The sequence below is a fragment of the Daejeonella sp. AP26 genome (genome assembly GCF_056680515.1).
Window position 1 is genome coordinate 4284631 of record NZ_CM155286.1, and the last position, 20981, is coordinate 4305611.

A 20981-nucleotide genomic window follows, 5' to 3' on the forward strand; every position below is an offset into this window, starting at 1 on the left:
CTGAATCACAAATCGCATGACGTTCATTTTCCCGCTGATTTATATTTCAGCCTTTTTTTACGCTCTAAAGGAGATCGTAAGGGGAAACAGACAGGCTGCACTGGTATTTTTGATATTTGGGCTTTCAATCTATACAACATCGCTTTCAGTTCTTTATGATATTGGATTAAAGCAGATAATTCCATTTCTTCAGCCCTTTAAAGAACTGATCATTCTCTCCCTTGTAGCAGCTGGAGTCTGGCATCTTAAAGCCAGGCTTCGCCTTCACCTGGTTGATTATGCAATCATCGTATTTTTCCTTTACAACCTGATCTATGTTTTGCTCCCTATCGGAGGTTTCAGTTTTGCTGATCGGTTGCTGGCTTTTAAGAGCACTTCGTTTTTTACACTCATCTATACTGCGGGCCGCCTTTTTAATCCCACTCAGATATTTATTAGCAAGTACTTTCATTATATACTTTGTGTAGCTATTGCAGCAGGAATTGTAGTAATAGGGGAGCTGATATTTTACCAGCATCTGCAGACATTAACAGGTTATGCCGATTACAATTTTTATTTCTTTAATCAGGATACGACGGGCTTGTATGGTCTTTCCTGGACCTTTGAAATAGAGACTGGTTTAAAACGCTTTGCCAGTTTCTTTTCTGATCCACTGGAACATGCCGGAGCAACTGTTCTGGCCCTGGCCGTGATTGGCGGTTTATATACCACAGATGATAATCAGTTTAAGCCGGACACCTTCGGGAAGACAGCCTTAGCTGCTACGGTGGTGTCTATCATTTTAGCCCTATCCAGAGCTTCATTCGTCAGCTACTTCCTGGTGATCTATGTTTATGCACTATTGTTTAAAAAGAAAGCTATTTTGTGGCTGTTTCACGCGGGATTTGTTGCCTGCGTTGTCTATTTTCTTTTCCTTATTCAAAATGATGAGATCTATGATTTCATTATTGGAACCCTTACGCTGGCAGACGCCTCCAGCGTGGGGCATTTAATTGAGTGGTTAGATGGAATCAATGCCATGATTCAAAGTCCGCTGGGACTTGGATTAGGAAATTCTGGCCGGGTTGCCTCCATGACCGGGGTGAACGTGGGTGGGGAAAATACCTTTATCATAACGGGAGTGCAGACGGGGATCATTGCCATGCTTCTTTACTTGTTTATCCAGGTTTCGCTGATACGATACCCTTATAAATGGATAAAAAGGTTAAAGGGCAAGGAGCGAAAAGTAGCGGTCGCACTTTTTTTAATCAAAGTGGGAAGTGTTATCTCCCTGATTACCACAAACCTGGAAGTACATAGCTATGTTAACTACCTCAGCTGGTTTCTTTGCGGCCTTTTTATTAACATTATTATGAGCAGGGAAGCAATAGAAAGAAGCGTGAGGTAAACGAGGCTGTGTTATAAATTATGGGCTGTAAACGACTTTGTAAGCCCTGCCAGTTTCTCATGATAAATCTTGCTTCCCGGGAAGAGTTCTCTCATTTCCCGCTCAGACAGTAATCTTATCTCATTAATATACTGCCTTGCAAAGTCTTTGTCCCACCTTGCCATTCGGCTAAGCGGCGTTTTGGTCAGGATGAAATATTTAATACTATCTGGCAGGTACTGAAAGAATGGCAATACGTAATGCGGTTCGATCGGAAAATACTTGTTTGGCGTTTGTATAAAATAATAGTTACCAACGCGTTTAACTTCGGACGCCATTTTTGCCTGGTTATCTTTGGTGTACAAATGCTCAATAACCGAGTTTGAGAATACGACGTCAAATGCTCCTGCGTTGAGGTTAGATAAGTTGGTGGCATCGCCTATCACGCTTTTCAGGTTATCGTGATGTGTTTCAACAGGTGTAATATTGAGGATGGTAATTAGATAATCGCTGTTGTTTGCATAGCCCCGGTTTACCCAGAAAGACTCCGTTCCTCCTACATCCAGAATCCGCACAGGTTTATTTAAGTGCTTGACCTTATCTTCAAAAAATCTGAATCTCTTTCTTCTGAATTGATCACCTAATGAATCTTTAAGATCAGATGTTTTAAATATATTCTGGAACTTCATTAACGAATTTTATGCTGCTGTATAGTTTAGATTTGAGTTTTGGCAAAGATAACAGATAGTTTCAAGTAAATGGGCGAATGTGCAAATATGTAAATGGGCGAATGGGGGAAGGTGCGGATGTGCAAATGTTTAAATGTGGTAATGCGGTAATATTTAAATGTGCCAAGTGCAGATTTACAGATGTGCAAATGTGCAAATCAATGTTTCGGTGAATTTATTGCCAGATTAATCTATTTCTGACGGCAATAAATGCGAATAATTCCTCCTTTGTTAAATACAGCTGATATAACTTCAAGAATAAACGCCAGGGGGAGTGTGAGCAATAAGGCAAAAATGATCTTGAAATTATAACTCTTCAGATCTTTTATGATCTTGCCCTGGTATCCAAACAAGGACATGATACTATGGCACATTCCTAAAATGCCCAGGTGAAAAGAAAAGTATTCTTTTTTAATAACCTTCAAGTTTACTCCTTCTGCAAGGTCAATTAACCGTTTATCTGTAAAATGAGAGATATGCCTTGGGATATCCAGGTGCATCCAGCGGTTTCCTGCGATGGAAGACTGCAGGCTGGCTAAATTAGGAACCTCCATGATCAGAGTTCCGTCGGGTTTAAGGTTATTCTTAATGAGTTCACCTAACAACTCGAGGGGATTAGGCAGATGCTCCAGCACATGGAACAAGGTTATAACGTCAAAAGGCTGCGAATCTATTGGCCCACCGTTATAGGGTGTTTCGCTGATCGTTAAATTAAATTTCTCGCGGGCGAATCCGGCTCTTTCGGGGGCTGTCTCAATTCCCATGACCTTAAACCCGAGTTTGCCGGCCAGGAAAAGAAAGTTCCCCTTTCCGGAGCCAAAGTCTAAAATTCCGGAGCCAGGAGGATAGTGGTTAGAAATAATGTTTAATATCCTGCTGTATTCGTAGTTAATTATCTTTGAATACAGCGAATCCCGGTTATCAATAACCTTATATACCTCGTCATTATATAAATCGGAAGCGGCAGCCTCTGCCAGATCAATCTTAGAAAAATAATGAGAGCATTTTCTGCATTTAACGATCAGGTACTCTTTTGGTCCATAGCTAACGGTTTTATTAATATCAGATTCCGGATTATGGCAAATGGGGCAACTAGTAATCATTTAAAGTTATATTGGCAGTAGATGGGGAGCGGGCAGCAAATTTATAATATTAATTGATTTATGCCTGTGACTTTTCAATCGCCCTGATGACCGACGCCGGAATAGCTTTGGTCATGCACCTGGCGTATCCTTCAACGGGGCATTCGCACTCCAGGTGCAAAAACTGGTTACATTCGCAAACGCCGGCATCAACTATTGAGGTAAATGGTGAGTAAGGTTTAAACTCGAGCGGGCGTGTGGGACCAAATATCGCAACAATGGGTACATCAAAACAGGATGCGATGTGCAACACGCCTGTATCAATTCCAACTATCACCTTAGAAACAGCAATTAATGCGGCAACCTGCCGGATGCTTGTTTTCCCGGCCAGGGAGAATACGTTTTTTGCAGCTGGTGAGATCATTCTCATGGAATCCTCCAGGTCATCGCCGGTCCCAAGTATCAACGTTAAATATCCGTTTGCATCCAGGTATGAAATCACTTCATTAAAGTAGGAGCCGGGCCATGATTTGATATCCTGGGAAGAGTAGGGAGCGATAATTGCAATTTTATCATGATCTGTAATACCGGTTTCGCTTTGAACCAGTAATTTTATTGCGCTAAGTTCCGTGTCTTTAAGAAAGATTTGTGGCCGGGTGTGAGAGACCTCACCTCCAAGGCACTTTAACACGTCCAGTGTTCTTTCTACCTCGTGACTTGACACTTTATATTCGGCAATATGATGAAGGAGACTGCTTTGCCCGATGCGCGAATTACTAATTCTCACCTTTGAGCCGGTTAATACGCCGAAAAGGAAAACAAAACGCAAGTCACCCCGGAAATCAATAAAAAGATCGATCTTCTCCCGACGAAGCTTTACGATCAGGTTGAATATCTCCCTGATCTTTACAGCAGTAAGTTTATTGTTTTTTTTCTGATGCGCCCAGGGCCAGTTGAAAGCCAGGATTTCGTTGAGATTGCGATCGGATTCGTAAAGATGTTTGCACGTTGAATCAGCCAGCAGGATAATTTGAGCTTCCGGAAATCTTTTTCGCAGGAACGCAAAGGATGGGGAGGTCATCACCACATCGCCTACATGGTCTAATCTTAAAACAAGGATCTTTTTAGGACGCAGGTTTTGGAGATCAACTTTTTTCAGAAACAACTTTCTGGGCAGCCACAAGAATTCGATAATTGAGTTGATGATCAGCGCGCTTACGCGTTTCTTTTTATTGTGGATGATCATCTCTTAAGCTCAGCTGACAAATATTCAACAATTAGCTCCGCGCATTTCTTCCAGGTAAATTCATCAACCCGCTTTAAACCTTCTTTTATCAATTTCTTCCTTAATATAGGGTCAAGTATGAGTTCTTCGATCTTTTGAGCCATATCGTCAATGTCGTAAGGATCAACCAGAAGTGCTGCATCTCCGGCAATCTCGGGCATTGAACACACTTTGCTGGTTAATACCGGAACTCCCGTTGCAAAACCCTCAATTATAGGGAGGCCAAAGCCTTCCTGTAAGCTTGGAAAGGCGATGATAGAGGCGTTCCTGTAAAGGGCAGGAAGTGCCTCATCGGGGACAAACCCGCATAATACGACCGCGTCAACAATATTTGAGTCTTTAATAAGCTGGTGTATCTGCCTGCTGCGGTCGGAGAATTTGCTTATAGCTGCATTACCGGAAATCGCCAGCTTGAAATCTGCAAGGTATGGGTTTTTGTTCCGGGCCTTAGCGAAGGCTTCTATGAGGCGCTCAATATTTTTCCGGGTTTCGAATGTGCCGACAAATAAGATATACTTTCCTGCGGTAAGCCCGGCAGGGAGCAGGTTTAGGTCAGTCTCGGAATCCGTGAGCAGAAATTGTTTATCAACGCCGTTATAGGCCACAACCACCTTGTCTTCGTTTAAACGCATAAGTTCTACAACCTGCTTCTTAGAAAAGCGCGATACCGTAAAAATAAGATCAGCTCGCCCGATCGCTAATTCGATAAAAGGGATGTAATAAAGATAGAACCAAAGCGAACTGGTATACTCACGCTGTGCCCGCATGTGTGCATCATGTGCGATCACCGCCCGCTTACAGTGTGTAAACAAGGGCGTGTTAAATTCCGGAGAAAAAAGGAAATCTATATTCTTTTTTCGGCACAGGTACGGTAAGTGGATGTGCACCCAGAAAAATCGGGTTATATGTCCGGCGATCTTTTTAAAAGCACTTTCACCTCTTTTTAATGGATACGAAGGACTGAGCAGCACCAGTTCAATACCCTGTGTTTTTTTGAACTGCTCGATAAGATTGACTGTAACCCTTTTGGTTCCTGCATGTTCTAAAAGAAGATGATGAGTATCAAGGGCAAGTTTCATCAGGTTGATTGATTAGAAACACCCGGACGCATTTGTCCGGATTCACTTTAAAAGTCGCAAAACTAAGGATTTTTGTGGTAATCCGGGCTTGCTTGTATGGCCCTGGAATTCTTCTGTTTGAGGAATCGACAGGTTTTAAATTCTTTATGAACAAACACTTCTGTTATTTTTGCGAAATCTGATTTATAGCAGTTCTTATGTCTTTCAGATTTTTTCAATGATGATAACAAATTACAGGTTCTTTTCAATTCCTGACCTGCATTACTCAATACTCGTTTGATGAAACTTGCAATTATTGGGTCCAGGGGGTATCCTTACGTTTACAGCGGCTATGAAACGTTTGTGAAAGAACTTTCTGAACGATTGGTTTTGAAGGGCGTTGACGTGCATGTTTATTGCCATAAGAACCTTTTTCATACGTATCCACCGCTGGTCAAAGGTGTGAAGCTTCACTATATTCCTACGATAGAAAAAAAGTCACTCAGCCAGCTCGTTCATTCGACTTTATGCATGCTTCACACTATCGGCCGGGGTTACGATGCATTGCTTGTGGTAAATGCCGCTAATGGCCCACTTGGCATTATTCCGAAGTTAACCGGTACCAAAACGCTGATCAATGTAGATGGCATGGAGTGGTTGCGACCTAAATGGAAAGGCCTGGGTGCTAAATATTTTTATTTTGCCGCCAGGATGGCCACTAAGCTTTATGATCTGATCATAACTGATGCCGACGCAATGCGCGCGGTATATTTGAAAGAGTTTAATATCGAATCTAAGGTAATTGCCTATGGTGCGCCCGATATTAGCCGGCAGAGTTTTCAGCTAAAGTCCTCATGGGGTTTAGAATCTGGTGATTATTATTTAATTGTTGGCCGCCTGATTCCGGATAACAACGCGGATTTAATTATTAAAGGTTTTCTTCAGGCAAACTCGGGTAAAAAGCTGGTAATTGTAGGGGATGTTCCTTACCAGGATGAGTGGGCAGAGAGCCTAAAATCCATGAGTCATCCGAATTTGCTATTTTTGGGTTACATTACCAATCCGGCCGAGTTGATGGCCTTATACCAGCATTGTTTTGTTTACTTACATGGACACGAATTCGGGGGCACTAATCCCACGATGCTGAAAGCCATGGCCTGTCAGTGCGCTATTCTGGCGCTAGATACCAGTTTTAACCGTGAAATGCTTCAAAACGGGACTTTTGGCGTATTTTTTGACAAATTGCCGGCATCAGTGGCTCAACAAATGATAAATCTTGAAGAACAGCCCCGGCAGGTAGATGACTTAAAACAAAAAGTGATTAAAGGCCTGACGGAAAAATATAATTGGGACGCTATTACAGAATCTTATTTGGATGCGATAAAGAGTTTGACTCACAAATATTGAGGCTGTTAATGATATGACCAAACCTTACCAGATTTATAGTGCAGTTAAGTACCTGATTGACGCCCCCTTGTTGTTTTTCAGTTTATGGCTTGCTGGATTGTATCTGCCGGCAGGTGAGTTCCTGGTCAAAGAACCCTTCGGCATCATTCTGATGCTTTACACTATCATTGCGTGGTATGGGTCTGCGGAGATTTCTAAGTTATACAAGGATTTCGGCTCAAATAAGTTTTCGGAAGAGATCATTTCCATTCTCTTTACGGGAATTATCTATTTTATTTTCTTCACATCCTTTTTGTTCATATTTAAGAATCAGTATCAGATAAGCAATCAGTTTATTGTGCTGTACCTATCCATATTGCTTTTCCTGGTTACCATCTTTAAATATATCATCCGGAAGTTTATACACCGCATCATTTACCAGGGTAAGCTGGTCAACCGTATCCTGCTTATTGGTTCGACGCCTGCGGCACAGGATTTCTATGACACTATAAATAAGTACTATTACTACGGGTATAAATGTGTAGGCTTTCTGGACAATGAAAACGTCGTTCTGAACGGATGTCCGTATTTGGGTAAGGTTGATGAACTGGCCCAGATCATGCAGGACCAACCGGTGGATGAGGTGATCGTAGCTTTATCAAATGTCAATCATCAACAGATTAAGACAAGCATTGAAACTTGTGATTTTCACGGTAAAAGGGTCAGACTGATTCCGGATCTCTACTTGTATACCTCGAGTAATATCCAGATAAATAATATCGGTCTACTGCCGGTCATCAATCTGCGTTCTCTACCGCAGGACCGCTTTGCCAACAAGTTGTTAAAAAGAGTATTTGATATTGGCTTCTCACTTGCCTTTTTTCTGATCCTCGGTTGGTGGCTATTGCCTCTAATTGCCATACTAATTAAACTGGAATCAAAAGGCCCGGTGTTTTTCCAGCAGGAACGCTGGGGGTTGAATAACGAACGCATCATTTGCTATAAATTCCGGTCGATGCTAAACGGGAGTAAGGATACAGATGAGGATGGGAACTATTTGCAGGCAATACAGAATGACCATCGTGTAACCCGTTTTGGAAGATATTTGCGGAAAACGAATATGGACGAATTACCTCAATTCTGGAATGTCCTGTTAGGGAACATGTCCGTTGTTGGTCCCCGTCCGCATCCCACACCTTTAAACCTGGCTTCGATTGAAACTGTGGATCGTTATATGCTACGCCATCTTGTCAAGCCGGGCATTACCGGACTGGCCCAGGTAAACGGCTGCAGGGGTGAGACACAAACCCCTGATGATATGCAAAAACGGGTTAACTTCGACCTTTTCTATATTCATAAATGGACTTTCTGGCTTGATTGCCAAATAATCCTGCAAACAATCATCAATATTTTCCGTGGAGACCAAAACGCTTATTAAGTCTATTTTTTTTTTAGTAATCTTAGGTCTGAATATACAGGGGGCTATGGCCCAGATTGTATGGGAGCATCCGGAGGCGGCCGTGTATCCGTTTTTGCAGCGGCAGGCTCAAAAAGGTAACGTAATTCTCGATGATCTGGTGCAGCCTTTCAGCAGAAAACATATTTATGATAAGCTAACTCAGTTACGTGATAGTACGGGGCGTCTGAGTTCGGTAGAAGAACTGGAACTGGAATTCTATTTAAAGGAATATACCGAATTCGATACGGCTTTGCCTGACAGCAGCGGCTTTTTGAAGAGTGATGAAGGAGGCCGATGGCGGTTTTTTTCGGTAAAAGAAAATGGCTTCGTTCTGCGCGCTGATCCGGTTATCCAGAGTTCAATTGCTGCGGGGAAAGATAAAAGTGTATTCACCTGGGCGAATGGCCTGACCTTCTGGGGAACTGCAGGAAAGAATTTTAGCTTTCAGGCCAGTTTTAGGGATATAACCGAAAATGGTGATGGAATTGACAGTATCCGCCAGTTTACTTCGAAACCCGGAATTGTACGTACTATCAGCCAAAAGGGAAGCAGCTTAAATTACACCGATCTGCGGGGTAGCATGACCTACAGCTGGAGAAATGGGTCAATATCTTTAGGAAAGGATCAGCAGTTATGGGGTTATGGTGAGGGCGGTCGGTTAATATTATCAGATAAGGCACCCGCTTATCCTTTTATCCGATTGGATTACCAACCTCTTAAATGGTTGAAATTTCATTATTCCCATGCCTGGCTGCATTCAAACCTGATTGACTCTGTCGGACGCTACGCGACGGGTAACGATGTCTACGGCGGTATCCGGGAAAGCTATATTCCGAAATTTTTAGCAACGCACAGCTTCACTTTTTTACCTGCCAGAGGTCTGAGCTTCAGCATCGGGGAGTCAATGATATACAGCGATCGCCCCGATATTGGTTACCTCATTCCCATCATGTTTTTCAAAGCTTATGACCATTACGGCAGTCGTTATAAAATAAATACGGGTGGTAATGGGCAGTTCTTTTTTCAGGCCAGCTCGAGAGGGCAAATAAAAAACACTCACTTGTATGGCTCATTTTTCATTGATGAGGTGCGGGCTTCTGAAATTTTTAATAGGGCGAGAAGTCGTAATCAGATTGGCTTCCAGCTGGGTGGCAGCCTCACTGATGTAATCATCCCTTATCTAACCGCAGGAATTGAGTACAGCCGGCTTAACCCTTTCGTCTATCAGAATTTGGCGCCGGTTCAAAACTACACTAGTCATGACTATCTGCTGGGTGATTGGATAGGGCAAAATGCTGACCGTGTTACCGCCTTTCTGAAATATAACCCTGTGCCACGTTTAAGCACAAGACTGCAGGTGGATTATATTCGTAAAGGAGCGGACGGATCGGTCCACGATCAGTATTTCGCGCAGCCTCAGCCGAAGTTTCTTGACAGCGGTTTTGAAAAGCAGAAACAACTGTTGCTTGATATAAAATACGAGTTGAAGCATAAGCTGTATCTTCAGGCTGCATACTCTAAACAAGCTGGAGTAATCAGGCCTGATGTTCAGAGAAACGTGGCTCCTCAGGAATTCCGTTTTGGCTTTTCATACGGCCTCTGATTTTTACCTGATACCTGATACTTCATACCTGATACCCTTTACCTAACACCTATTACTATATTTGCAATTCAAAATTTTATAATTCTGTTTCATGTTGATCCGATCTGCTTTTTTTATATTAATATTCAGCTTTTTGTTACCGTTCCACGCTGTTTTGGCGCAGGGGATGTCGATGAGTAATATTCAGAATGTTAAGGTTGGTCAGCTTTCGGATGACCAGATCACACAGGTCTGGAATAAGTTAAAGGAATCCGGTATCCCGGAACAGGAAGCTTACAAGCTGATGCAGGAGCGCGGAATGGATCCGATTGAACTTGATCTTTTTAAAAAGCGTGTTACCCTACTTGGACTGAACAAAAAGACCACAGCCGCAGGTTCAGCTCAAAAGCAGGATATTAGTTTTGAAAGGGATACTGTTAACATTATTAATAAGCCGAAGGCCATTGAGCCTGTCCAGCCTGCTGCACCCCCAGCTACCCTGGCGCTTTATGGTACAGATTTTTTTAACCAGGCGGACATTAAATTTGCTCCGAATTTCAACATAGCGACTCCAAAGGGTTATGTTCTCGGCCCGAATGACGAACTGATTATCCTGGTTACCGGCTTAAACGAGAGCAGTGTACGCACGAGAATAAGTCCAGAAGGTAATTTGCAGATCCCCTACGCCGGGGTTGTCTACCTTAACGGATTTACCATAGAGCAGGCTACCAGCATCATTCGTAATAAGATGTCCCGCGTTTATCCTGCCTTGAAAAGCGGACAAACCCAACTAACGGTTAATCTGGGCAACACCCGGAGTATCCGGATTACTCTGGTAGGAGAAGTGAAAACGCCGGGGTCATATACTTTGTCCTCACTCTCCACTTTATTCAATGCACTATATTTATCCGGTGGGCCGAACGCCAATGGATCGTTAAGAAACATAGAGCTAATCAGGAATAACCGGGTTTTTAAAACTGCAGATTTCTACAGCTTTCTTCAAAAAGGACTGCTTGATGGAAATATTCGCCTGGAAGACCAGGATGTAATACGTATTCCGGTTTATCAGAAACGGGTTTCGATACAGGGAGAGGTTAAAAGACCGGCTATTTATGAGTTAAAGAGTACTGAGCCGTTAGCTAGCCTTGTTGAGTATGCCGGCGGCTATACCGATATTGCTTATCGCGGGGTTGCCAAGGTAGAGCAGGTCAACGAACTTGAACGTGAAGTAAAAGATGTGCAGGCTAATATGTTCGGCGATTTTGTACCACGTAACGGAGATAAAGTCAGTATAGGTTCCATTCAGAATCGTTTTGCTAACCGGGTGGTGCTGGAAGGCGCTGTTAACAGGCCTGGCGTGTATGAACTTAGCGCGGGGTTGAGTCTGTCAGCCTTGCTAAAGGAGGCGCGTGGCATCAAAGATGAAGCATACATACAAAGGGGATATATAAAAAGAACGTTACCGAACCTGGATAAGGAACTGATCTCATTCAAACCACAAGATATACTGGAAGGGCGGAATGACATTCCTCTTTTGCGTGAAGATTCGGTTATGATCCTTGACAGGGCATCATTTGTTGACCAGCGTAATGTAACTGTGAATGGGAATGTGAGAAATCCGGGCACTTTTACGTTCCGTGAAGGGATGAAGCTTGCAGACGTAATTGCTATGGCCGGTGGGTTTAAAGAGCAGGCAGCGGATCACCGTGTGGAGATTTCCCGAATTATTAAGGATGAATCGGACAGCGTTGCCAACCAGCTTGTAGAGACATTTACTATTAATCTCGACAATAAGACTGCAGCTTCGCCTGAGGTCGAATTGCAGGCCCTCGATTATATTTACATTCCGCGGCTCGTAAATTATAAACCGCTTGGCAATATCAGTGTAATGGGAGAGGTGCTGTTTCCAGGAGATTACGCCGTTCAGAAACGAGACGAAACGGCGCCGGAATTTATAAAGAGAGCCGGAGGATTAAGTCCCTATGCATCCCTTGCGGATGCTCAAATATTTCGGAATAACACGCGTGTGAATATGGATCTAACGGATATTTCCGATGATCCATTGAAGAGAAAAAATCTAATCTTAATGCCAGGCGACAGTATTTACATACCGAAAGAGATTTCTTTCGTGCAGGTTGAAGGGGCAGTAAATAATCCGCAATATGTCGATTACGAGGGCCGTCGGTTCAAATATTATATCAATGCGGCAGGCGGGGCAAAGGAGAATGCGCGCTTGAAAGGTGCCTATGTGCGCTATCCCAATGGCCTTAATAAACCGGTTCGTCATATTCTCTTCTTCCGTAACTATCCACCTGTGAAACCCGGAAGCCGTATCATTGTCCCTGCAAAAAGTCCGGATTTGAGGATCAAGTTAGGTTTTGCCGAGATTTCCGGAATCACTTCGGCGTTGACTGCTTTGATTGGTTTAATAGCAATTTTGAGCAAATAACATGAACCAGGAATCAAATGCATCCTATCCGTACGAGCCAGAGTTTTCATTTAAACAGGTTATCAAAGGCTGGCTTAGTGATCTTAAATATTTGTTTAAGTTCAAGAAGCAACTGGCCCTGGCAGCTTTCGCAGGGATTCTGCTAGGTGCTGTCCTGGCCTGGAAATGGCCTGTAACTTACACTGCCCGTCTGACTTTTGTGGTTGATGATTCCAAATCATCTGGTGGCGGCGGACTGGCGGCTTTGGCAGGTCAGTTTGGATTTAACATGGATGGAATTGGGGGTGGAAGCGGTGTATTGGAGGGGGACAATGTGCAGGAACTTCTAAAGAGCCGGAAACTGGTAAAGGCTACCTTATTAACGCCATACGACAGCGCAAGTAATCGTTCATTGGCTGACCGTTATTCGGAAGCATACAAGCTCGATAAGCAATGGTTAAAATATAGTCCTGACGGGAAAAAGATTACCTTCCCGGTGGATGGTCAAAAATTCAGCCGCCTCCAGGACAGTCTTCTCCAGGAAATAACGACTCGTGTTCTTAAGGGCGATTTTGCAATCGGCAAAGTTGATAAGAAATTGGGATTTTTCGAGGTGAATACCGTAATGCGGGATGAAATGTTAGCCAGGCTTTTTTGTGAGCGAATGATTAAACAGGCGACAGATTTCTATATAACTACCAAAACCACCCGGTTACGGAGTAATGTCGCCCGGCTTCAGACCCGTGCTGACAGCATTGGCAGGTTATTGAACCGAAAGACCTATTCAGCAACCGCTGCCAATCAGCAGCTCCTGGATCTCAACCCGGCCTATGCTACTGCTAATGCCAATGTTGAAGTTCAGGAACGTGATAAAATAGTTTTAAGCACAATATATTCAGAGACGGTAAAAAACCTGGAGGCAAGTAAAAGTATGTTAGCTCAGGAAACCCCTACAGTCCAGGTAGTAGATGAGCCGGAGCTCCCACTAAAAAAGAACAGGTTAAAGTATCCTATAGCAATTGCTGCAGGCGCATTTATGGGATTTTTCCTGATGGCAGCGTATCGGTTACTTATGAAATAGGGAAGGGATAGATTAACAAATAGGAGGTTTAGAGCTTGAGTATGCATCCCGGCTATATTAAATTTAGTCCTTTAGCTTTGCTCTTCAAATCTTCCTGCTGCAACTTAACCCTGCGATTAGTATAAAACCCTCAGGAAGCTATTGACTTGGTCGTCCGGATTACAGTGAGCTTCTTAACAGCCGCCATAATTGCTTCAGCATCATAACCGCATTCAGCCCATAGCTCGGGTTGTTCACCGTGCTCGACGATCTTATCAGGTATTCCCAGCCTGACAACTCTAGAGCTGTAGTTATTATCGGCCATAAATTCGATAATCGCACTGCCCATGCCTCCCTGGATACATCCGTCCTCAACGGTTACAATGTTTTTAAACTTGCTAAAAACGCCGTGGAGCATTTGCTCATCCAAAGGTTTGACAAAACGCATATCATAGTGGGCAGGGTGGATCCCTTCGGCGTTCAATTCAATGCAGGCCTTTACTGCTTCGTTGCCTATATGGCCTATTGATAAGATGGCGACATCTTCGCCCTCGGATATTTTCCGCCCCTTTCCTACAGGGATCGCCGTTAAAGGTCTTTTCCAAACTGGCATGACACCGTTTCCCCGCGGATAGCGGATAGAGAAAGGTCCCATATTCTCTTGCTGAGCAGTGAACATTAAATTTCTAAGTTCCTCTTCATTCATTGGTGCCGAAACGATCATATTAGGTATACAACGCATGTAGGCAAGATCATAGGCACCATGATGAGTAGGACCATCAGAGCCGGCAATACCGGCCCTGTCAAGACAAAATACCACGTTGAGTTTTTGGATGGCTACATCATGAATTACCTGATCATAAGCCCGCTGCATAAAGCTGGAATAAATATTACAGAAGGGTACCATTCCCTGTGTAGCCAGCCCTGCAGAAAACGTGACGGCATGCTGTTCAGCGATCCCTACGTCGAATGCCCGGTCTGGCATAGCTTTCATCATAATATTTAAAGAAGAGCCTGAAGGCATTGCAGGGGTGATGCCCATTATTTTTGGGTTCAATTCGGCAAGCTCAACTATTGTATGACCAAAAACATCCTGGTATTTCGGAGCCTGCGGCTTATCAGGGACACTTTTTTTGATTTCTCCCGTAATCTTGTCAAACAAGCCGGGTGAATGCCATTTGGTTTGATCTTTTTCAGCCAAAGCATAGCCTTTGCCTTTCACTGTAATACAATGCAAAATTTTGGGGCCCGGAATATCACGAAGATCCCTGATAACTTTGACAAGGTGTTTAACATCGTGGCCATCAATGGGGCCAAAGTATCTGAATTTTAAAGCTTCAAAGAAGTTACTTTTCTTGAGTAAGCTTCCTTTCACACTTTTTTCTATCTTTTTAACTATCTCGTGAGCGTTAGGTCCTAGTTCTGAGATTTTATTAAGCACGTGCGAAATATCATCCCGGAAACGATTGTAAGATTTTGATGTTGTGATGTCGGTCAGGTATTCTTTGAGGGCCCCTACATTCGGGTCGATGGACATACAGTTGTCATTCAAAATAACCAGTAAATTCGAGTTTTCTATTCCGGCATGATTTAATGCTTCAAATGCAAGTCCGGCCGTCATGGCTCCATCGCCTATCACTGCCACATGTTGCCGGTCTTTCTCTCCATTATGTTCGGAGGCTACGGCCATGCCCAAGGCTGCCGATATTGAAGTAGACGAATGGCCAACGCCAAAAGTATCGTAAGGGCTTTCGCTGCGTTTGGGAAAACCGCTGATTCCCTGGTATAAGCGGTTCGTGTGGAATTCGGAACGGCGACCGGTTAAGATCTTATGGCCATATGCCTGGTGACCTACATCCCAAACTAATTGATCATAAGGTGTGTTCAGTACATAATGTAATGCTACGGTTAACTCTACTACGCCCAGACTTGAGCCAAAGTGGCCGCCGTTAACTGAGACGGTATCAATTATGAACTGACGTAATTCATGGCAAATGTTTTCCAGTTCGTCCTCATTAAATTTCTTTAGATCAGAAGGATAATTTATTTGCTCGAGTAACTCTCCGGCCTTAACTTCCATGTATTATTTAAAAAATGAATTACAAAATTAAGGTATTTGACTATAATTTTATCGGGTATTTAAATATGACCCTTAGCTTTGCTCCTCAACCAATGAATTTATTAATCACCAACATATGAATGAGCCGGAAGGTTTTGCAATAAAGCTACCTCAGTTTGAAGGTCCATTCGATTTGCTTCTGTTTTTTATCGAGCGGGATGAACTTGATATTCAGGATATACCGATAGCGCGTATAACGGATGATTTCCTCGATTATATGATTCATTTAAATGCACTGAATATTGAGCTGGCGAGTGAGTTTATCTTTGTGGCTTCGACCCTGATGCGGATTAAAGCAAAAATGCTTTTGCCCCGCCCGGAACTTGATGACGCAGGTAATGAGGTTGATTTAAAGGAGGAGTTGCTTAACAAGCTTATCGAATATAAAAGGTTTAAGGAGGTTTCCGCGGAACTCCGCCTGCTTGAGACAGAACGCCTGAAACAGGAAAAACGAGGGAATGTTGCCCTCGAACAGCAGATAATCCTCGAGCAATCAGAGCCGGGCGATGAACTGGTCTCATTTGACCTGTACAAATTGATGCTCGTTTTTGAGCGCGCTATAAAACGTTATGAAGAGCAGGCCGTTGCTCCTGTACATACGGTCGTTCAATATCCGTATTCAATAGAGAATCAAAAAAAAATAATCAATACCCTTATCAGTCTTAATAATAAACTTGATTATAAAGAACTTCTGAAGCTTTCGGATAACAAAGTCCATTTTGTTTTTAATTTCCTGGCGATGCTGGAAATGCTTCAGCAACAGCTCCTGTCCATTCAGGTCGGTCTGGGTTTTAATGATTTTTCCGTTCAATCAAAAGCTCCTGCAAATGATTGATAATATGTAAGTTTGCCCGGTGCAACGCTGGAGGCAAATTGCGCGGGAAACATTATAATCATTAATTAAATGAAGAGAGATAAACTTGTATTTGGTCTGATAGAAGAGGAATCAGATCGCCAGGAAACAGGAATTGAGTTGATAGCATCCGAAAACTTTGTGAGCAAACAAGTAATGGAGGCTGCCGGGTCAGTGTTGACCAACAAGTATGCCGAGGGTCTGCCGGGCAAACGTTATTATGGTGGCTGTGAAGTAGTAGACGAGATTGAAAATATTGCCATTGAACGCGCAAAGCAACTTTTTAATGCCAGCTGGGCTAACGTGCAGCCACATTCTGGCGCCCAGGCAAATGCCGCCGTTTTCCTGGCGTTACTGAATGCAGATGATAAAATTTTAGGTTTTGATCTTTCTCACGGCGGGCACCTAACTCATGGTTCGCCGGTAAATTTTTCAGGTAAGCTATACAAGCCGCACTTTTATGGTGTTGATCGCGAAAGCGGGCTAATTGATTATAAGAAGCTGGAAGAAGTTGCCCTGGCCGAAAAACCAAAGGTGATCATTTGTGGAGCATCGGCTTATTCGCGGGACTGGGATTATAAATTTATTCGCCAGGTGGCGGACGAGGTTGGTGCTTTGGTAGTCGCTGATATTTCTCACCCTGCCGGGTTAATTGCAAGGGGATTGTTGAATGATCCGCTTCCTTACTGCCATGTAGTTACCACCACTACTCACAAAACTCTACGTGGACCTCGGGGAGGAATGATCATGATGGGCCAGGATTTTGAAAATCCTTTCGGATTAAAAACTCCTAAGGGCGAGTTGCGAATGATGTCAGCTTTACTGGATAGCGGAGTATTCCCTGGAACCCAGGGCGGGCCTCTGGAGCACATCATAGCAGCCAAAGCTGTGGCCTTTGGTGAAGCTCTAAGTGAAGATTATATGAAGTATATTATTCAGGTGAAAAAGAACGCTTTTGCCATGGCGCAAGCGTTGTCAGATCGTGGATATGAGATCATATCTGGCGGCACCGACAATCACCTGATGCTGATTGATCTTCGCAACAAAAATATTACAGGTAAGCTGGCCGAGAATGTTCTCGAAGCGGCCGGCATCACTGTTAATAAAAACATGGTACCGTTTGATGATAAATCGCCGTTTGTAACCTCAGGAATACGGGTTGGCACAGCTGCAATAACTACCAGGGGCCTAAAAGAAAAGCATATGGAAAGAATCGCAGATCTTATTGACCAGGTAATATCTGATCCGGAAGGCGAACCTAATTTGAAGAAGGTACGTAAGCAGGTTGAAGAGATGATGGAAAAACATCCGCTCTATATTTAGTATTAGTAAATTATTTCTAAAACCCCAATTTAAAGCCATGAATCCAGCAAAATATGATAGAGGATAACCGTCTAAAGACATTATTAGACTATCATATTTTGGATACGGCTCCCGAAAAGGAGTTTGATTCGATTACCAGGCTGGCATCTTACATTTGTAAAACACCATTTGCTCTCATTACTTTTCTTGATGATCAGAGGCAGTGGATTAAGTCAAGCTTTGGACTTAGCCTGAAGCAAACCCAGCTTCATGAGGCGTTTTGTGCGTATACTATTCTGGATGATACCATATTCCAGGTCTATGATTCTTTGCTTGATGAACGCTTTGAAGGGAATCCACTGGTGCATGAAGCTCCCAACATCAGGTTTTATGCAGGCGCCCCACTAATCAGTCCTGATGGCTATCGGTTAGGATCCATTTGTGTTCTGGACGTTCAGCCCGGAGAATTAAGCCTTGAGCAGCAGGACGCGCTCAAAGTACTGGCTGAGGAGGTTATCTCACATCTTGAGATGCGGAAGAAAAACCGTGAGATACATGATACGCTAACTAAATACGAAGAAATATATAACATGTTTGACAGTTCTGCCGAGCTGCATTGTGTTATGGACCGCGAAACCAATATCCAAATGGTGAACCGTACGGTCGAGAAAATTCTGGGTTATACTGTTGAAGAGACGATAGGGCATCCAATCTGGCATTTTATGCCGGAAGAAGAGATTTACAAACTTTTGCCTGTTATAGAAAATGGCTTGCGAAATAAAGTCAAAAGCTTCGAACTTGAGACACAAGTGCGTACTAAATTCGGCGATTTCAAATGGGTTGGATGGTCTGTTGCTGCCAACCGTGGAAAATGGTATGCGAACGGCCGCGATATCACGTATCAAAAAAAGGTAGTTGAAGAGCTTGAGATGCTCTCACTTGTAGCCAGCAAGGTTGATAATGGCGTCATTATCAGCACCGACAACAATGTGATATGGGTAAATGAAGCGTTCGAACGAATTACAGGGTACAATATCTCTGATTTAAAGGGTCAGCGGCTTGGCGATATTCTCAAAGGAGAAAAAACAGACGATGACGTACTGAAAAGAGCGAGAGAGTGTACCAAAAATAAAACCTCTTTCGCAGTTGACCTTCTGGCTTATCGTAAAGATGGTCAGCAGATCTGGCTCTCGATAATAAACTCAATCATCCTGAACCCGGAGGGTGACGTAGACAAGGAAGTTGAGGTAATTATCGATATCACCGCGCGTAAAAAGGCGGAGCAGGAGCTTGAAACCCTTTCGATGGTTGCCAGTAAGTCGTCAACAGGGGTAGTAATACGAAATGAGAAAGGTGACGTTAGCTGGGTTAACGATGCGTTAACAGAAATTATCGGTTTTCAGTCTGAGGAACTCATCGGAAAACCTCTTGGGGATAAGCTGATTGGAGAGAAGACCCAGAAAGAGATTTTGGATATAACTACCCGGAATACAGAAGATAAAAAACCCTACAGCGTTGAACTGCTCGTTTATAAAAAAGACAAAACTCCGATCTGGATATTCACCTCCTCAACGCCGATTCTGGATAGTAAAGGAGAGATTGAGCGCCAGGTTGAAATTATTGTCGATATCACGGAGCGAAAATATGCAGAAGAGCAATTAACCCTACTTTCACTGGTAGCAAGTAAGACGGTTAATAGTGTAATAATTACTGATGAATATGGTCGCGTTAACTGGGTTAATACTGCTTTCGAGCAGTTGTCAGGCTATTCATTAGATGAATTAAAAGGCAAAAGAGCAGGTTCTTTGATGTCCGGAGAACAAACTGACCGTAATCAACTCAGATACATGCGCAATCAGACAATGAATGCGCAACCCTCGAACATTGAAGTCATATTTTATAATAAAGACCGCACACCGCTATGGGTTTCTGTTTCAAATACCCCCACCTTTAATGCCGATGGAACTTTTGATCAGCAGGTTGCCATTGTTGATGATATCAGTAAGCGTAAGCTGGTTGAGCAGGAGCTGATCAAGACTAAGGAGGAAGCGCTGCAACTTAGCAAGGCTAAGGAGACGTTCCTTTCCGTAATGAGTCATGAGATCCGCACTCCATTGAATGCTGTTATTGGTATAACGCATATTCTAATGGATGATAATCCTACGGAAGTGCAAGTTGAAAATTTGAAGATCTTGAATTTTTCATCACAAAATCTATTGTCGCTGATTAATGATGTTCTTGACTTCACCAAAATAGAAACAGGTAATATGGTGCTTGAAAGCGCTGATGTTAATCTTAAAGATCTTGTTTCGCAAACATTAAACACATTGCAGTTTAAAACTGCAGAAAAAGGAGTTGTTTTAAAATCCGAAATCGATCATCGCATACCTTTATTTCTTAAAGGGGATCATACCCGCCTTTACCAGATACTGATCAATCTGTTAGGCAATGCGGTTAAATTCACCGAAGCAGGGGAAGTTAAATTAAAGCTGGACCTGATCGAGGAAAAGAAACAGAGTGTATTGGTCGGTTTCGAGATCTCAGACACCGGCATTGGTATTGAACGGGATAAGATTGATTACATTTTTGATACCTATACCCAAGCTAGTACAGACACTACCCGTAAGTATGGTGGAACAGGCTTGGGGCTTGCCATCACCAAGCGTTTAATTGAATTGCACAATTCGGTTATAGTAGTGGAAAGTGAAGTGGGCAAAGGGTCAACCTTTAAATTCAACATTGAATTTAAGCGATCAGATCAGAAAACGATATATACTTCTAATAAAACAAACGACATTCCAATTGATTCGACTATTTTGGTGGTCGACGACAATTATATAAACAGGGTGTTGGCGCAAAAGGTGCTAAGTAAATGGGGAATAAAGGTTGATTTTGCTGAAAATGGCGAGATCGCTCTCGCAAAGGTAAAAAAGACTCCATATGATATGATCCTGATGGACCTTCAGATGCCGGTAATGGACGGCTTGGAAGCAACCCGGGCTATTCGCAAATTAAGTGGCGATTATTTCCGTAAACTCCCAATCATTGCACTTACTGCGTCTATTGTAACTAATGAAAGATTAAAAATATTTGAATGCGGCATGAATGATTATGTCATGAAGCCGTTTATTCCAGCAGCCTTATATGAAAAGATCAGGTCCTATCTGGGATAGCAGCAACTCTATAAGACTTATCTATAAGAGAATTTTCATTCGGTAGGAAAATTATACCTCTTAATGGTATTATTGTATTCTGAACCTTTTCACCTCATCT

Annotated in this window: 14 protein-coding genes; 9 read left to right on the forward strand and 5 right to left on the reverse strand. The window is 43.0% G+C overall.

What is annotated here, in order from left to right:
- Positions 1 to 16: 16 nt before the first annotated feature.
- Complete coding sequence (locus AC1MCB_RS18275) at positions 17 to 1387, forward strand: O-antigen ligase family protein (RefSeq protein WP_479966157.1); 1371 nt, start codon at positions 17 to 19, stop codon at positions 1385 to 1387.
- Between the two features lie 11 nt (positions 1388 to 1398).
- Here AC1MCB_RS18275 and AC1MCB_RS18280 read toward each other — a convergent pair whose 3' ends face one another.
- The 4 genes from AC1MCB_RS18280 to AC1MCB_RS18295 form a co-directional block, all read right to left on the reverse strand.
- Positions 1399 to 2055 carry a methyltransferase domain-containing protein gene (locus tag AC1MCB_RS18280; protein ID WP_479966158.1) on the reverse strand — a complete coding sequence of 219 codons (657 nt, stop codon included), beginning with the start codon at positions 2053 to 2055 and terminating at the stop codon, positions 1399 to 1401.
- Positions 2056 to 2285: 230 nt separating this feature from the next.
- Entirely contained in the window at positions 2286 to 3197 is a 912-nt protein-coding gene (locus tag AC1MCB_RS18285; protein WP_479966159.1) for a class I SAM-dependent methyltransferase, read from the reverse strand.
- Between the two features lie 58 nt (positions 3198 to 3255).
- Positions 3256 to 4422, reverse strand: a complete 1167-nt coding sequence (locus tag AC1MCB_RS18290) for a glycosyltransferase family 9 protein (protein ID WP_479966160.1) — start codon at positions 4420 to 4422, stop codon at positions 3256 to 3258.
- A complete protein-coding gene (locus AC1MCB_RS18295; RefSeq protein WP_479966161.1) occupies positions 4419 to 5540 on the reverse strand; it encodes a glycosyltransferase family 4 protein in 1122 nt (373 codons plus the stop codon). Before AC1MCB_RS18295 ends, AC1MCB_RS18290 begins: the two co-directional genes overlap by 4 nt.
- 279 nt (positions 5541 to 5819) lie before the next feature.
- Between AC1MCB_RS18295 and AC1MCB_RS18300 the strand changes: the two genes are divergently transcribed.
- The 5 genes from AC1MCB_RS18300 to AC1MCB_RS18320 all read left to right on the forward strand — a co-directional run bounded on the left by AC1MCB_RS18300 (position 5820) and on the right by AC1MCB_RS18320 (position 13455).
- Entirely contained in the window at positions 5820 to 6926 is a 1107-nt protein-coding gene (locus AC1MCB_RS18300) for a DUF1972 domain-containing protein (protein ID WP_479966162.1), read from the forward strand.
- Between the two features lie 13 nt (positions 6927 to 6939).
- On the forward strand, positions 6940 to 8343 hold the full coding sequence (locus tag AC1MCB_RS18305; RefSeq protein ID WP_479966163.1) for an undecaprenyl-phosphate glucose phosphotransferase: 1404 nt from the start codon (positions 6940 to 6942) through the stop codon (positions 8341 to 8343).
- Positions 8344 to 8389: 46 nt separating this feature from the next.
- Positions 8390 to 9967 carry a capsule assembly Wzi family protein gene (locus AC1MCB_RS18310; RefSeq protein ID WP_479966164.1) on the forward strand — a complete coding sequence of 526 codons (1578 nt, stop codon included), beginning with the start codon at positions 8390 to 8392 and terminating at the stop codon, positions 9965 to 9967.
- A 133-nt stretch (positions 9968 to 10100) separates the two neighbouring features.
- Positions 10101 to 12395, forward strand: a complete 2295-nt coding sequence (locus AC1MCB_RS18315; protein ID WP_479966165.1) for an SLBB domain-containing protein — start codon at positions 10101 to 10103, stop codon at positions 12393 to 12395.
- A 1-nt stretch (position 12396) separates the two neighbouring features.
- Positions 12397 to 13455 carry a hypothetical protein gene (locus AC1MCB_RS18320; RefSeq protein WP_479966166.1) on the forward strand — a complete coding sequence of 353 codons (1059 nt, stop codon included), beginning with the start codon at positions 12397 to 12399 and terminating at the stop codon, positions 13453 to 13455.
- 130 nt (positions 13456 to 13585) lie between these two features.
- On the opposite strand, the gene dxs is transcribed toward AC1MCB_RS18320, so the two are convergent.
- Positions 13586 to 15514, reverse strand: a complete 1929-nt coding sequence (gene dxs, locus AC1MCB_RS18325; protein WP_479966167.1) for a 1-deoxy-D-xylulose-5-phosphate synthase — start codon at positions 15512 to 15514, stop codon at positions 13586 to 13588.
- A gap of 115 nt (positions 15515 to 15629) precedes the next feature.
- Here dxs and AC1MCB_RS18330 point away from each other — a divergent pair, with 115 nt between their 5' ends.
- From AC1MCB_RS18330 to AC1MCB_RS18340, 3 genes are all read left to right on the forward strand, one after another.
- The gene (locus AC1MCB_RS18330; RefSeq protein ID WP_479966168.1) at positions 15630 to 16388 is read left to right on the forward strand and encodes a segregation and condensation protein A; all 759 of its coding nucleotides are present in this window, start codon (positions 15630 to 15632) and stop codon (positions 16386 to 16388) included.
- Between the two features lie 69 nt (positions 16389 to 16457).
- A complete protein-coding gene (gene glyA, locus AC1MCB_RS18335) occupies positions 16458 to 17729 on the forward strand; it encodes a serine hydroxymethyltransferase (RefSeq protein ID WP_479966169.1) in 1272 nt (423 codons plus the stop codon).
- Between the two features lie 53 nt (positions 17730 to 17782).
- Positions 17783 to 20881 carry a PAS domain S-box protein gene (locus AC1MCB_RS18340; RefSeq protein WP_479966170.1) on the forward strand — a complete coding sequence of 1033 codons (3099 nt, stop codon included), beginning with the start codon at positions 17783 to 17785 and terminating at the stop codon, positions 20879 to 20881.
- Positions 20882 to 20981 lie beyond the last annotated feature (100 nt).

Bases quoted from the DNA above. Each gene is read 5' to 3' on its own strand.
- glyA (WP_479966169.1), top strand. From the start codon at position 16,458: ATGAAGAGAGATAAACTTGTATTTGGTCTGATAGAAGAGGAATCAGAT.
- AC1MCB_RS18305 (WP_479966163.1), top strand. From the start codon at position 6,940: ATGACCAAACCTTACCAGATTTATAGTGCAGTTAAGTACCTGATTGAC.
- AC1MCB_RS18280 (WP_479966158.1), bottom strand. From the start codon at position 2,055: ATGAAGTTCCAGAATATATTTAAAACATCTGATCTTAAAGATTCATTA.
- AC1MCB_RS18295 (WP_479966161.1), bottom strand. From the start codon at position 5,540: ATGAAACTTGCCCTTGATACTCATCATCTTCTTTTAGAACATGCAGGA.
- dxs (WP_479966167.1), bottom strand. From the start codon at position 15,514: ATGGAAGTTAAGGCCGGAGAGTTACTCGAGCAAATAAATTATCCTTCT.
- AC1MCB_RS18320 (WP_479966166.1), top strand. From the start codon at position 12,397: ATGAACCAGGAATCAAATGCATCCTATCCGTACGAGCCAGAGTTTTCA.
- AC1MCB_RS18340 (WP_479966170.1), top strand. From the start codon at position 17,783: ATGATAGAGGATAACCGTCTAAAGACATTATTAGACTATCATATTTTG.
- AC1MCB_RS18285 (WP_479966159.1), bottom strand. From the start codon at position 3,197: ATGATTACTAGTTGCCCCATTTGCCATAATCCGGAATCTGATATTAAT.
- AC1MCB_RS18300 (WP_479966162.1), top strand. From the start codon at position 5,820: ATGAAACTTGCAATTATTGGGTCCAGGGGGTATCCTTACGTTTACAGC.
- AC1MCB_RS18275 (WP_479966157.1), top strand. From the start codon at position 17: ATGACGTTCATTTTCCCGCTGATTTATATTTCAGCCTTTTTTTACGCT.
- AC1MCB_RS18330 (WP_479966168.1), top strand. From the start codon at position 15,630: ATGAATGAGCCGGAAGGTTTTGCAATAAAGCTACCTCAGTTTGAAGGT.
- AC1MCB_RS18290 (WP_479966160.1), bottom strand. From the start codon at position 4,422: ATGATCATCCACAATAAAAAGAAACGCGTAAGCGCGCTGATCATCAAC.
- AC1MCB_RS18310 (WP_479966164.1), top strand. From the start codon at position 8,390: ATGGCCCAGATTGTATGGGAGCATCCGGAGGCGGCCGTGTATCCGTTT.